This is a genomic window from Pseudomonas sp. SWRI51 (assembly GCF_014268825.1).
In the GTDB taxonomy this organism is placed as follows: Bacteria; Pseudomonadota; Gammaproteobacteria; order Pseudomonadales; family Pseudomonadaceae; genus Aquipseudomonas; species Aquipseudomonas farsensis.
On record NZ_JABWRG010000034.1, the window covers coordinates 1 to 13,722 of the forward strand.

The following is a 13,722-nucleotide window of genomic DNA, read 5'->3' on the forward strand; positions in this document are numbered from 1 at the left end:
TGCTGCGCAGCCCAACGCGGGGCAAGCCCGCTCGCCACAAGGAGATATATCTGGCGGGAACAGGCTTGTACAAAACCATAGAATCTCCCACAGAAACCGCGCACAGTCGCAATATAGAGGCCTTGCCCAGCCCCTGTGGGAGCTGGCGATAGCCTGCGATGAGGCCGAAGCAGGCCTGCACGTAAAGGTGCCCCCAGAGGAATCCTCAAGCCCCGCCGCGCTATACCGAAAACCGTTGCACCAAGGTATTGAGGTCAACCGCCAGCCGCGACAGCGCATGACTGGCCGCCGAGGTTTGCTCGGCACCGGCCGATGACTGCAGGGCGAGGTCGCGGATAGTGGTGATGTTACGGTCCACCTCCCGCGCCACCTGGGCCTGCTGCTCCGAAGCGCTGGCGATTACCAGGTTGCGTTCGTTGATCTGCCCGATGGCTGCGGCAATCGCCTCCAGCGCAGCGCCAGCGGCATGCGCCCCGTCCAGGGTCGAACGGGCCTGGGCATCGCTGTGCTGCATGCCCAGCACCGCGCGCTCGGCGCCACCCTGGATGGCGGTGATCATCTGCTCGATCTCGCGGGTAGACGTCTGCGTACGGTGGGCCAGCGCCCGCACCTCATCGGCCACCACCGCAAAACCGCGCCCGGCCTCCCCGGCTCGCGCTGCCTCGATGGCAGCGTTGAGAGCCAGCAGGTTGGTCTGCCCGGCAATCGCACCGATTACATCCAGCACCTTGCTGATATCACGCACCTGTTGCGCCAATTGACCGACTTCCTCGGCATTGCCGGCAACGCCACTGGCCAGGGCCTCAATGGCGCTGACAGTGGCCTGCACCTGCTCGCGGCCCTGGCGGGCGATGCGGTCCGACTCGCGCGACGCCTCGGAGGTCGCTACGGCGTTACGGGCCACCTCCTCCACCGCTGCGCTCATCTGGTTCACCGCGGTGGCCGCCTGGTCGATTTCCATGCTCTGCTGCTGCAAACCACGGGTCGCGTCATCGGTGACGGCACTGAGTTCCTCCGAGGCAGAGGCCAGTTGGCCGGCAGAGTCTGAAATCCGCGCGATGGTCTCGCGCAGGCTGGTTTGCATGCGTTTGAGCGCAGCCAGCAAGCGGGCAGGCTCGTCCTCGCCCTGCACGTTGATCTGCGGCGTCAGATCGCCCGTGGCGACCGTTTCGGCCACCTGCAGCGACTGCCCGAGCGGGCGCACGATGCTGCGCGTCAGGGCTAGCGCCAGCACCACGGTTAGGGTCAACGCGGCCACCAGCAGCCCCAACACCCATACCCGCGCACCACTGTAGACCGCCTCGGCCATGGCCGTGGCAAGCCCGGCATGCTGGTTGTTAAGTGCGATCAGTTCATTGAGGGTGGCGGTCACCTGGTCGGCGATGTGGTTCATTTCACCGTTGACCATGGTCGCAGCAGCGTCTATACGGCCCTGGGTGGCCAACTGCACGACTTGCGCCTGCAAGGCCATGTACTGCTTCTCCAGGGCCTGATAGCGGGCGAACAGCTCGCGCTCTTCAGGCAGCACGATCAATTCATCGTAATGGGCCTGAGCCTTGGTCAGCCGGCCTTTGATTTCATCGATACGGGTGCTGTTCTGCTGCTGGGCAGTGGCATCGGTGTTGACCAGCAGGCGCAGGGTCAGGGCGCGGATGCGCAGCATGTCCTGGGTCATGCTGGCGACCGAGATGATACTGGGCAGCCAGTTGTCATCGACCTGCTCGGCCTGCTGGCGCATGTCGGTCATCTGCTTCAGGGCAAGGCTGCCCAGGGCCACCACCAACAGCGCCATGATGCCAAAACCAAGGCCTGCGCGCGGGGCAATGTTCAAGCGTCTCAGGTTCATTCGGGTTCCCTCCCAAAAACGATCATCCATCGCTAATAGAAGGTATCGGGCCATCCAGAATTTGCGTAAGACGAAAACGCGATATCAAAACCCTAGTTCCCAGGCTTCGCCGCTTTTGGCAACACCGCCAGGAAATTATCCCGCGCCACCTTGCGGGCCACCTCCTGCGGCAATGCATCGAGGAACGGCTTGAAACCATGCATTTGCTCGCCAATGCTGTCAAAGCGCCCGACCACGTCAGAGCCCAGCATGAAGCGCTCCGGGAAGCGCTCGACCAGTTCAACCCAGGCCTTGCGCGGCACACCGTGCTCATCCAGCAGATACGGCTTTAGCACGCTCCAGGACAGGTCCACATACAGGTTCGGGTAATCCGCCAGCAGCCTGCTCAACACCGGCAGGAGGAAATCCATCTGTGTCTGGTGGCGGTGGATTTCCATGCTGCTGCCCGCGTGGGCCCAGATGAACCGGGTGTGCGGGTGGTTGCGCAACGGCTCTTCGATCTCCGCCAGGTACAGCGGGTTGCGCTCGCGCTTGGAGGTGACATTGGAGTGCAGCAACACCGGCAGGTCGTGCTCGGCGGCCAGGTGGTAGATGCGCGTCATGGCCTCGTTGTTGGCCCGCGGCGTATCGCCGCTGGTCAGGGCGGTCAGGTCATCATGGCGGGTGAACACCTCGCCGATGCCCTGCCACAAGCCTGGGTAGAGTTCGAGCATGCGCTCGATATGGCTGGCAGCGTTCTTGTCCACCGGGTTGAAACCGGTGAGAAACGGGTGAAAGCGGCTGCGCTGCGCTGGGGTGAGCTTTTGCAGGGCAGCAGCTACGTAAACGTCGGTGGCGCTGTACCAGTAGGCATCGGCATCGTCGCCTGCGTAGTAACGCGGGCGCTTGGGCTCATCCTCGTGCCACTTCTTGGCCACCGAAACGCCGGAGATCATCGACTGCTCAACGCCTGCGGCATCCATGGCCTTGAGCAGCGCCGGCATGCCTTCGGTTTCCTGGAAGAAATCCACATAGTGCAGATGGGCGTCGCTGTAACGGTAGTCTCGGGCCTGGGCGGACGGGTGCAGGCAACTGCTCAACAACAGGCAAGCGAGCGCTCGGGCGATCATGGTCAGTTCCTTGGGGATCCAGAACTGAATAGACCCGCGAGCGCTCGCGGCGGTTCAGCGCTGGAACACTTCCTTGAGCAGGTTGTGCATGGCGCGGAACGCGCGCTCAGAGGTGCGGCGGTCATACTGCATCTTGCCCGGCACGTTGGCGTTCGGGTCGGTGAACGAGTGCACCGCGCCGCCGTAGCTCAGAAGCTGCCAATCAACCCGGGCGGCGTCCATTTCGGCTTCGAAGGCGGGCAACTGCTCTTTAGGCACCAGCGGATCGGACGCACCATGCAACACCAACACCGAGCCCTGGATGCGCTTGGCGTCTTCGGCGTTCGGCGTATCCAGCGTGCCGTGGAACGACACCGTGGCGCGCAGATCAGCGCCGCTGCGGGCCAGCTCCAGCGCACAGCAACCACCAAAGCAGAAGCCAAACGCGCCCACCTTGCCGGGCTCCAGCAACGCCCTGGACTGGCCCAGCAACTGCGCCAGGGCTTCCTGCATGCGCTTGCGCAGTTCACCGCGGTCATTTTTCAGCGGCATCATCGCAGCGCCTGCCTCGTCGGCATTGGACGGGCGCAGCGATTGCCCATACAGGTCGGCGATCAGCACCACATAGCCCTGCTCGGCTACTTCCTTGGCGATGCGCTCGGCACCTTCACTGATACCCATCCAGTTCGGCGCCATCACCAGGCCAGGCTTGCGCAGCGCTCCTGGCTCATAGACCAGACGGCTTTCGTAGGTTTTGCCGGACAGGTGATAGACCAGCGATTCGACGATTACCTTGCTCATGCAAACTCCTCAAGCTTCACCATGAAAAAAGCCCGCCGAAGCGGGCTTTGCTGTGCATCAACTCAAGCAGATAGCTCGACCAGCAGCTTGTTCAAGCGACGAACGTAGGCCGCCGGGTCCTTGAGGCTGTCACCGGCCGCCAGCGCCGCCTGATCGAACAGGATGTGCGACAGCTCGGCGAAGCGGTCTTCGCTCTGCTCGTTGTCCAGCTTGCCAATCAGCGGGTGAGACGGGTTGAACTCGAAGATCGGCTTGGACTCCGGCACTTTCTGCCCGCTGGCTTCGAGGATCTGGCGCATTTGCAGGCCAAGGTCCTGTTCGCCAATGGCGAGAATGGCTGGCGAATCGGTCAAGCGGTGCGAAACACGCACTTCGGCAACGCTGTCGCCCAAGGCGGTTTTCAGACGCTCGACCAAGCCTTCTTTTTCCTTGGCCACTTCTTCCTGGGCTTTCTTGTCCTCTTCGGAGTCCAGCTTGCCCAGGTCCAGGTCGCCACGGGCGACGTCGGCGAAGGTCTTGCCGTCGAACTCGCTGAGGTAGCTCATCAGCCACTCGTCGATACGGTCGGTCAGCAGCAGCACTTCGATGCCTTTCTTGCGGAAGACTTCCAGGTGCGGGCTGTTCTTGACCTGCGCGTAGGTCTCGCCGGTGAGGAAGTAGATCTTGTCCTGGCCTTCTTTGGCACGGGCCAGGTAGTCGGCCAGCGAAACGCTCTGCTCGCCGCTTTCATCGTGGGTGGAAGCAAAGCGCAGCAGGCCGGCGATTTTTTCCTTGTTGGCGAAATCTTCGGCCGGGCCTTCCTTCAGCACCTGGCCGAAGTTCTTCCAGAAGCCTTTGTACTGCTCAGGCTCGTTCTTGGCGAGTTTTTCCAGCATGTCCAGCACGCGCTTGGTCAGCGCGGTCTTCATCGAGTCGATGATCGGGTCTTTCTGCAGGATTTCGCGGGAAACGTTCAGCGACAGGTCGTTGGAATCGACCACGCCCTTGATAAAACGCAGGTACAGCGGCAGGAACGACTCAGCCTGGTCCATGATGAACACACGCTGCACGTAGAGCTTCAGGCCGCGTGGCGCTTCGCGCTGGTACAGGTCGAACGGGGCGCGGGCCGGCACATACAGCAGCGAGTTGTATTCGAGCTTGCCTTCGACCTTGTTGTGGCTCCAGGCAAGCGGATTCTCGAAGTCATGGCCGATGTGCTTGTAGAACTCCTGGTATTCCTCGCCCTTGACCTCGGAACGCGAACGGGTCCACAAGGCGCTGGCGCGGTTGACGGTTTCCCATTCCTGCGCAGACGCTTCTTCGCCTTCGGCTGCCTCAGGCTGCTCTTTGGGCAGCTGGATAGGCAAGGCGATGTGGTCGGAGTACTTCTTGACGATGTTGCGCAGGCGCCAACCATCGGCGAACTCGTCCTCACCGCTTTTAAGGTGCAGGACAATACGGGTGCCGCGCTGCGGCTTTTCGACGGTGGCGACTTCAAAATCGCCCTCGCCTTTGGACGACCAGTGCACGCCTTCGGCTGCTGGCAGGCCTGCACGACGGCTGAACACGTCGACTTTGTCGGCAACGATGAAGGCCGAGTAGAAGCCGACACCGAATTGGCCGATCAGGTGCGAGTCTTTCTTCTGGTCGCCGGTGAGGTTTTTCATGAAGTCGGCGGTGCCGGACTTGGCGATGGTGCCCAAGTGCGCAATGACGTCCTCGCGGCTCATGCCGATACCGTTGTCTTCGAGGGTGACGGTATTGGCGGCCTTGTCGAAGCTCAGGCGGATCTTCAGGTCTGCGTCGCCCTCGAGCAGCTCGGGCTTGGCCAGCGCTTCGAAGCGCAGCTTGTCAGCGGCGTCGGAGGCGTTGGAGATCAGCTCGCGAAGGAAGATTTCCTTGTTCGAATAGAGCGAATGAATCATGAGGTGCAGCAGCTGCTTTACCTCGGTCTGGAAGCCCAGGGTTTCTTTTTGAGTCTCCACACTCATCGTCTTCACACTCCGATCTGTTGGTTGGTGACGCCGGGCGACCGTACGGCCTGCATTTAACGGCGGATGAGCAACAGATGGGGGCAGGCCAGGCTATTTCAAGGGCTTTTGCGGCTCGATCTTGAAATGCGCACGGGCGGTGGCCACTGGAGTGTCGCGCTCGGCTTGCCAGGCGGTGATGGCGACATTGGTCACCCGCCGGCCCTGGCGCCACAGCTGGCAGTGGGCGAAGGTATCGCGCAGGTGGGCCGCGCGCAGGTAGTCGATGGAAAAGTCGATGATCTTGGGAATGCTCACGCTATCGCTATGGATAAGCAGATAGAGCGCCGCCGACAGCTCCATGAAACCTGCCACTACCCCGCCATGGATAGCCGGCAGCAAGGGGTTGCCGATGTTGTCCGGGTTCGCCGGCAAGCGGAACAGCAATTCGTCACCCTGGCGCTGGCACTCGATGCCGATCAACCCGGCATAAGGGATCAACCCAAGCAACGGGCCGTAGTCGCCACGGGCGTGGGCTTCGTTCAGTTGCTGGCGCACGGCTAACGGGATCATCGGCGCGGCTCACTGAGGTGCTTGCCAACATCCAGGCCACCCTTGATGTTGCCCCCCAGGCGCATGAACGTGCCCACTACCTGGCAGATGGGCTGCGTAGCGTCGTCCTGGTAGGCGCTGGCGCGGGTGAAGATGACATCGTGGGTGACCCTGTAGCAGTGGGCATGGGCATAGATAGCCTTGTGCGGCTGCGCCGCGTGCATGTAGTCGATACGCAGGTCGAGCGTTGGGCACACCTCAAAGCGCGGCAGCACGCACAATGTGGCCATGCCGCAGGTGGTATCGAGCAACGTTGTCAGCGCCCCGCCGTGCACGGCGCCCGTTTGCGGGTTACCGACAATGGCCTGGGACCACGGCAAGATCAACGTGATGCCTTGGTCATCGGCATCGACCACGCGCATCTGCAATAGCTGGCAATGCCTGAGCGCCGATAGAAAGCGTTCGGCCATGGCAATCAAGGGCGTCTGGTTCATCTTCCTCGCCGCATAAAATCGCAAAAAAGTCTATATAGGCCCATGGGTTATATATCTGTAACTTCTGTGGAACTAATGCCACGGGGCTGTGTTCGAAGGTACAAGTCGATTATTCCACCCAGGAGAAACACCCCATGCGTAAACCTTTTGCTTTTGCTCTGATGCTGGCCGCTACCATGGGCCTGGCCGCTTGCGATAAAGCGAGCGAAGACAAGGCCCAAGACGCACAGCAACATGCTGAACAAGCCCAGGAAAAAATGGGCGAAGCTCAGGATAAGATGAACGACGCTGCCAAGGAAAACGCCGAAGCCGCCAAAGATCAGGCTGAAGCGCAGCAAAAAGCCGCTGAAGAAGCCGCTGACGAAGCAGCACCTGCTACCCCGGCACCAGGCACTGCGCCGAGCGAGCCTGCCAAGCAGTAATTGCTTAAAACAAAAAAACCCGACGCTGTCGGGTTTTTTTGTGCCTGTTAGTTAAGGATGAAACGCTTCAGTTAACTGCCACCGTAGTGTCTTTGCCCGCCTCGGGCGGTAATTGCGGCGTGGGTGTAAACACCATCACTTCGAGCACATCGGAGTGGAACTCACGCTGATACAGAATAAACACCACGCCCACGCTAACGCCCATGAACAACCATGGGTTGATGAACCAACTGAGCATGGCCATACCGAAGTAGTAAGCGCGCAAACCGAGGTTGAACTGGTTGGCCGCAAGCGACAACACCCGCGAGGCCCGCTGGGCAAATGCATTACGTTCGAGTTCGGTCACCTGGCGCTCGCCAATCATCGGCGCCGACCCCACCAGCACGGCAGCAAAGTTGTACTGACGCATGCACCAGCTAAAGGTGAAGAAGGCGTAGACAAAGACCGTTGCCAGGCACAGCAACTTGATCTCCGACATGCCTTGGGACGCCTGCTGCACCAACGGCAGGTCTGCAAGCAATGACAGCGCGCGGTCCGAGGCGCCAAGCACCGTGAGGATACCGGCCAGGATAATCAGCGTGCTGGAGGCAAAGAACGATGCATTGCGCTCCAGGTTGCCGATCACGCTGGCATCGGCGATACGGTTGTCGCGCAACAGCATGCGCCGCATCCAGTCCTCGCGGTACAAGTGCAGCACACTGGCAAGGCAGGCGGTGTCGCGGCCCTTCCAGATGGCGTAGCGGGTATAGCCGCCCCAGCAGATGACGAACCAGCACGCTGCCAGCAGGTTAGGAAGATTACTTTGGATCACGTTCATGCAGGGTTCCCGAGGGCCAGATGCACAGATAATGGCGACCGGGATTCGACGCTGGCAAGCAGTAAAAGGCACAGAGCGATGGCGAAATCTGCCACCCCCTCTGCCGCTGGCTGATGGCAATAAAAAACCCCACCCCCTGAACAGGAGTGGGGTTTCGGATTGGCCCCCGTCGCTGCGCCATTAGGCTTGTGGCCGGCGTCAGCGCACGGGGTTCAACCTGTCAGGCCAGTGCCTCGCGCGGCTTACCGACCAAGTGGTCGAAGGCAGCAGCGGCGACCAGCATGATGACCGAAGGCACCAGCCAGGCAAGGCCCTGCTCGCTCAACGGCAGGTGGGCGACCACCTCTGGCAGCCTATCGGCAAGGCTGGTGGTCTTGATTGCGTCGACCAGGCCGAACAGCAGCGAGACCAGCATCACCGGCGCCAGGATGCGCACCGGCGAATTCCACAGCTCTTTGACGAAGCTCAGCGCCACGACCACGATGCACGGCGGGTAGATGGCCGTGAGCACCGGGATCGAGAACATGATCAGCTTGGTCAAGCCCAGGTTGGACACCACCAGCGAGAAGCCGGCCAGAATGACCACCAGCGCACGATACGACAGCGGCAGAATCTGGCTGAAGTACTCGGCGCACGCGCAGGTCAGGCCCACGGCGGTCACCAGGCATGCCAGGGCGATCAGCACGGCCAGGAAACCACTGCCAAGCGAACCGAAGGTGTGCTGCACATAGGCATGCAGAACCGCAGCGCCGTTGCTGGCATTGGCGGCGATTTCATGGCTGCCGGCGCCCAGGCGGAACAGGCTGATGTACACCAGCGCCAGGCCCACACCGGCAATCAGCCCGGCAATGATGGCATAGCGGGTGATCAGCTGCGGCGATTCCACACCGCGCGAGCGGATCGCGTTGACGATGACAATACCGAAGACCAGCGCCCCGAGGGTGTCCATGGTCAGGTAGCCATTGATGAACCCCTGCGAGAACGGCGCGGCAACGTACTGTGGCTGGGCCTCGCCGATGGTCCCGGCAGGCAGCGCAAACGCAGCAATGCCGAGCACCGCCAGGGCGATGATCTTCAACGGCGCGAGGAAGCGGCCGACGGTGTCGAGCAGCTTGCCTGGGTACATCGAGACAGCCAGCACCACGAGGAAGTACACAAGGCTGTAGATGAACAGCGCAGTCGGGCTTTCACCGGTCAGCGGCGCTACACCTACTTCGAACGACACGGTGGCCGTGCGCGGGGTCGCGAACAGCGGGCCTACCGAGAGGTAGCACACCGCCGCCAGCAGGCCGCCGAAGAACTTGCCAATGGGGCTGCTCAGGGCGTCCATCCCGCCACCGACCTTGGCCAGTGCGACCACGGTAATGACGGGCAGGCCAACGGCCGTTACCAAAAAGCCCAGGGCTGCCATCCATACGTGCGGCCCGGACTGCAGGCCAACGATAGGCGGGAAGATGATGTTGCCCGCGCCGACGAAAAGCGCAAACGTCATAAAGCCAAGTGCCAGGATATCCTGGCCTTTCAAAACTTTCATTTGGGGTAGTACCACACTGCTGAAATCGGGATTCGAGAGGGAATTTCCCCATGAATGAGGGAAATGTTGCCCGGCTTGATGAGCCAGACCCGTTTAGCGTGTCGTTCCCTTTTGGGGCACGGGCACAAAGTGAGCGCGTAGATTAACCGTTTTGCCGGGCAAGCGCACTGTAACGGTGCTGTTTGTCCGATGTACGTAGCGGTTTGTCGTCTTGCTGACCGTGGACAGGCGAAATTATCGCAGGGTGCGGGAATTAGTCTGTGTGAAAAATCCGAGTGATGCTGCCGATAATTCTCGCTGTAGCAGATATCTATCGCGGGGCAAGCCCGCTCCCACAGTGACTTTGGCCAGGCTCTGGGGGAGATCCCATGGTTCTGTGCAAGCGTGCGATGAGGCCACACGCAAGTGCCCCCTAAACTCTGCGTGGGAGCGGGCTCGCCAGGCGATGGGGTCTACAATTCAATAACGACAAAGGCCACCCGAAGGTGGCCTCTGTGCGCGTGGGGGGGTGTCGCAGTATTACTTCTTGGCTTCCCAGCCAGTCAGCTCGGCCAGGGCCTTGCCGATGTCAGCCAGCGAACGCACGGTCTTCACGCCAGCGTCTTGCAGTGCGGCGAACTTCTCGTCCGCAGTGCCTTTGCCGCCGGAGATGATGGCGCCTGCGTGGCCCATACGCTTGCCAGCTGGTGCAGTCACACCGGCAATGTAGGAAACCACTGGCTTGGTGACGTGGGCCTTGATGTAGGCCGCGGCTTCTTCTTCAGCCGAACCGCCGATCTCACCGATCATGACGATCGCTTCGGTCTTCGGGTCTTCCTGGAACAGCTTCAGGATGTCGATGAAGTTGGAGCCCGGGATCGGGTCGCCGCCGATGCCGACGCAGGTCGACTGGCCGAAGCCGGCGTCGGTGGTCTGCTTGACAGCTTCGTAGGTCAGGGTGCCGGAACGCGAAACGATACCGACCTTGCCTGGCAAGTGGATGTGGCCTGGCATGATGCCGATCTTGCACTCGCCCGGGGTGATGACACCTGGGCAGTTAGGGCCGATCAGGGTAACGCCCAGCTCGTCGCACTTGACCTTGGCGTCCAGCATGTCGAGGGTAGGAATACCTTCGGTGATGCAGACGATCAGCTTGATGCCACCGAAAGCGGCTTCAAGGATGGAGTCCTTGCAGAAAGGAGCTGGAACGTAGATGACCGAAGCGTCAGCGCCGGTAGCTTCTACAGCTTCTTTCACGGTGTTGAACACCGGCAGGCCCAGGTGAGTGGTGCCGCCTTTGCCTGGGGTCACGCCGCCAACCATCTTGGTGCCGTAGGCGATGGCTTGCTCGGAGTGGAAAGTACCTTGCGAGCCGGTGAAGCCCTGGCAGATGACTTTGGTGTCTTTATTGATCAGGACGCTCATTACTTGCCCTCCGCAGCTTTGACAACTTGTTGAGCAGCGTCGGTCAGGCTGGTTGCCGCAATGATGTTCAAACCGCTTTCTGCCAGTACTTTAGCGCCCAGTTCAGCGTTGTTGCCTTCAAGGCGCACAACAACCGGCACTTTAACGCCAACTTCTTTCACAGCGCCGATGATGCCTTCGGCAATCATGTCGCAGCGAACGATGCCGCCGAAGATGTTGACCAGTACGGCCGCGACATTGCTGTCGGACAGAATGATCTTGAACGCTTCGGTAACGCGTTCTTTGGTAGCGCCGCCGCCCACGTCGAGGAAGTTGGCTGGCTTGCCGCCATGCAGGTTGACGATGTCCATGGTACCCATGGCCAGGCCAGCACCGTTGACCATGCAGCCAATGTTGCCTTCCAGCGCCACGTAGTTCAGCTCGAAGCTGGCTGCGTGGGCTTCACGAGGATCGTCCTGGGACGGGTCGTGGAAGGTTTTCAGCTTAGGCTGACGGTACATTGCGTTGGCGTCGATGTTGATCTTGGCATCGAGGCAGTGCAGATCGCCGTCGGCCTTGATCACCAGCGGGTTGACTTCCAGCAGGGCCAGATCGTGCTCTTTGAAGAGCTTGGCCAGGCCTACGAAAATCTTGGCGAACTGAGCAACTTGCTTGCCTTCCAGACCCAGCTGGAATGCCAGTTCACGACCCTGGAACGGCTGAGCGCCGACCAGCGGATCGATGGTTGCCTTGATGATCTTCTCGGGGGTGTCGTGCGCAACTTTCTCGATGTCCACGCCACCTTCGGTGGAGGCCATGAACACGATGCGGCGGCTCGAACGATCGACCACAGCGCCCAGGTACAGCTCTTTGGCGATGTCGGTGCAGGATTCGACCAGGATCTTGGTCACTGGCTGACCGTTGGCGTCGGTCTGGTAGGTTACCAGGCGCTTGCCCAGCCATTGTGCAGCGAACGCCTTGGCGTCTTCCTTGCTGCGAACCAGCTTGACGCCGCCCGCTTTACCGCGACCACCAGCGTGGACCTGAGCCTTGACGACCCACTCCGAACCACCAATCTTGTCGCAGGCTTCTGCTGCAGCTTCAGGGGTGTCGACTGCGAAACCCTTGGAAACTGGCAGGCCGTATTCAGCGAACAGCTGCTTGCCCTGATACTCGTGAAGATTCATGCTTTTTACCGTCTTCGTTAGGTACTGCGCTTCGGCGCTGCGCCATTACCGGCGCCGCACCACCTGTGACCGTTGACCCCGGGTTATCCCATGTGATCCGGTCCGGCGGACGTTCCGCGGTGAGTCATGCACGCAAGACTCACGACGGGCAGCCCGCCGTGGTTTCTTATAATTAACGCTTCTTACGGTTGGCAACGTGAATGGCACCGCCATTCACTGCCAGCGCTGCTTCGTGCAACGCTTCGGACAGGGTTGGATGGCTGAAGACCATCATGCCCAGATCCTCGGCACTGGTGCCGAATTCCATTGCGATCGCGCCCTGCTGTACCAGCTCGGCAGCGGATGGGCCGATGACGTGCACACCCAGTACGCGGTCGGTTTTCGCATCGGCGATAACCTTGACGAAACCACCGGTGTCGTTGGCTGCCATCGCACGGCCGCTGGCGGCGAACGGGAAGGTGCCCACGTTAACCTCAACGCCTTCAGCTTTCAACGCCTGTTCGGTCTTGCCGACCCATGCGATTTCCGGGTGGGTGTAGATAACCGAAGGAATCAGGTCGTAGTTCATCTGGGCCTTGTGGCCCTTGATGCGCTCGACAACCATGATGCCCTCTTCCGAGGCCTTGTGCGCCAGCATCATGCCGCGTACCACGTCGCCGATGGCGAACACGCCAGGAACGCTGGTAGCGCAGTGATCGTCGACGAAGATGTAGCCACGCTCATCGATGGTCACGCCACTGTCGGCAGCCAGCAGGTCGGTGGTCACCGGACGACGGCCGACCGCAACGATCAGCTTGTCGAAGGTGATCTTCTGCTCGCCTTCAGCGTTGGTGTAGGTGACTTCGACTTCATTGCCATTGACTTTCGAGCCGGTGACGCGAGCGCCCAGCTTGATGTCCAGGCCTTGCTTGGTCAGGGTCTTCTGGGCTTCTTTCGACACCGCGGTGTCGGCAGCCATCAGGAAGGTGTCCAGCGCTTCGAGCACGGTGACTTCAGCGCCCAGGCGAGCCCAGACCGAACCCAGCTCCAGGCCGATGACACCGGCCCCGATCACGCCCAGGCGCTTGGGTACCGATTGGAATTCCAGGGCGCCGGTGGAGTCGACGATGACGTTCTGGTCGACCGGAGCCGGCGGAATGTCGATTGGGCGCGAACCGGAAGCCAGGATCACGTTCTCGGCTTCGATGATTTCGGTGGTGCCGTCGGCTTTGGTGACTTCGACTTTCTTGCCGGCCAGCAGTTTGCCGTGGCCCTGGATCGAAGTAACGCCGTTGGCCTTGAACAGGGTGGCAACACCGCCAGTCAGGTTCTTGACGATGCCAGCCTTGCGGCCAACCATCGCAGCCACGTCCATCTTCACTTCACCCGTGGAGATGCCGTGGACGTTGAAGCTCTCTTTGGCTTCCTTGTACTTCCAGGAGCTGTCCAGCAGCGCCTTGGACGGGATGCAACCTACGTTCAGGCAGGTACCGCCAAGGGCCAGCTTGCCCTCGCCGTCAGTGTACTTCTCGATGCAGGCAGTCTTCAGACCGAGTTGGGCGGCCTTGATGGCAGCGACATAGCCGCCAGGACCTGCACCAATCACCACTACGTCGAATTTCTGGGTCATAAAAGATTCCTTTTTAGCTTCAAGCTGCAAGCTGTAAGCC

Annotated in this window: 12 protein-coding genes; 1 reads left to right on the forward strand and 11 read right to left on the reverse strand. The window is 60.8% G+C overall.

From position 1 onward, the window contains the following. Nucleotides 1-220 precede the first annotated feature (220 nt). The 6 genes from HU720_RS12425 to HU720_RS12450 all read right to left on the reverse strand — a co-directional run bounded on the left by HU720_RS12425 (nucleotide 221) and on the right by HU720_RS12450 (nucleotide 6,730). Nucleotides 221-1,846, reverse strand: a complete 1,626-nt coding sequence (locus HU720_RS12425) for a methyl-accepting chemotaxis protein (protein ID WP_186520222.1) — start codon at nucleotides 1,844-1,846, stop codon at nucleotides 221-223. Nucleotides 1,847-1,938: 92 nt separating this feature from the next. Beyond that, nucleotides 1,939-2,955, reverse strand: coding sequence for an amidohydrolase family protein (locus tag HU720_RS12430; RefSeq protein WP_186520223.1), 1,017 nt, complete (start codon nucleotides 2,953-2,955; stop codon nucleotides 1,939-1,941). Nucleotides 2,956-3,009: 54 nt separating this feature from the next. Next, a complete protein-coding gene (locus HU720_RS12435) occupies nucleotides 3,010-3,735 on the reverse strand; it encodes a dienelactone hydrolase family protein (protein ID WP_186520224.1) in 726 nt (241 codons plus the stop codon). A gap of 62 nt (nucleotides 3,736-3,797) precedes the next feature. Then, nucleotides 3,798-5,705 carry a molecular chaperone HtpG gene (gene htpG / locus HU720_RS12440; RefSeq protein ID WP_186520225.1) on the reverse strand — a complete coding sequence of 636 codons (1,908 nt, stop codon included), beginning with the start codon at nucleotides 5,703-5,705 and terminating at the stop codon, nucleotides 3,798-3,800. Between the two features lie 93 nt (nucleotides 5,706-5,798). After that, nucleotides 5,799-6,257, reverse strand: coding sequence for a PaaI family thioesterase (locus HU720_RS12445; protein ID WP_186520226.1), 459 nt, complete (start codon nucleotides 6,255-6,257; stop codon nucleotides 5,799-5,801). Continuing rightward, nucleotides 6,254-6,730, reverse strand: coding sequence for a PaaI family thioesterase (locus HU720_RS12450; protein WP_186520227.1), 477 nt, complete (start codon nucleotides 6,728-6,730; stop codon nucleotides 6,254-6,256). The genes HU720_RS12445 and HU720_RS12450 overlap by 4 nt, the downstream gene beginning before the upstream one ends. A gap of 134 nt (nucleotides 6,731-6,864) precedes the next feature. Here HU720_RS12450 and HU720_RS12455 point away from each other — a divergent pair, with 134 nt between their 5' ends. After that, nucleotides 6,865-7,152 carry a hypothetical protein gene (locus HU720_RS12455; protein ID WP_186520228.1) on the forward strand — a complete coding sequence of 96 codons (288 nt, stop codon included), beginning with the start codon at nucleotides 6,865-6,867 and terminating at the stop codon, nucleotides 7,150-7,152. Nucleotides 7,153-7,219: 67 nt separating this feature from the next. Here HU720_RS12455 and HU720_RS12460 read toward each other — a convergent pair whose 3' ends face one another. The 5 genes from HU720_RS12460 to lpdA all read right to left on the reverse strand — a co-directional run bounded on the left by HU720_RS12460 (nucleotide 7,220) and on the right by lpdA (nucleotide 13,682). Further along, nucleotides 7,220-7,969 carry a DUF599 family protein gene (locus HU720_RS12460; protein ID WP_186520229.1) on the reverse strand — a complete coding sequence of 250 codons (750 nt, stop codon included), beginning with the start codon at nucleotides 7,967-7,969 and terminating at the stop codon, nucleotides 7,220-7,222. A gap of 220 nt (nucleotides 7,970-8,189) precedes the next feature. Continuing rightward, a complete protein-coding gene (gene brnQ, locus HU720_RS12465) occupies nucleotides 8,190-9,503 on the reverse strand; it encodes a branched-chain amino acid transport system II carrier protein (protein ID WP_186520230.1) in 1,314 nt (437 codons plus the stop codon). 519 nt (nucleotides 9,504-10,022) lie between these two features. Continuing rightward, the gene (gene sucD, locus HU720_RS12470) at nucleotides 10,023-10,907 is read right to left on the reverse strand and encodes a succinate--CoA ligase subunit alpha (RefSeq protein ID WP_003254203.1); all 885 of its coding nucleotides are present in this window, start codon (nucleotides 10,905-10,907) and stop codon (nucleotides 10,023-10,025) included. Further along, entirely contained in the window at nucleotides 10,907-12,073 is a 1,167-nt protein-coding gene (gene sucC, locus HU720_RS12475; RefSeq protein WP_186520231.1) for an ADP-forming succinate--CoA ligase subunit beta, read from the reverse strand. Before sucC ends, sucD begins: the two co-directional genes overlap by 1 nt. Nucleotides 12,074-12,245: 172 nt before the next feature. Next, entirely contained in the window at nucleotides 12,246-13,682 is a 1,437-nt protein-coding gene (lpdA, locus tag HU720_RS12480; protein ID WP_186520232.1) for a dihydrolipoyl dehydrogenase, read from the reverse strand. Nucleotides 13,683-13,722: the final 40 nt, after the last annotated feature.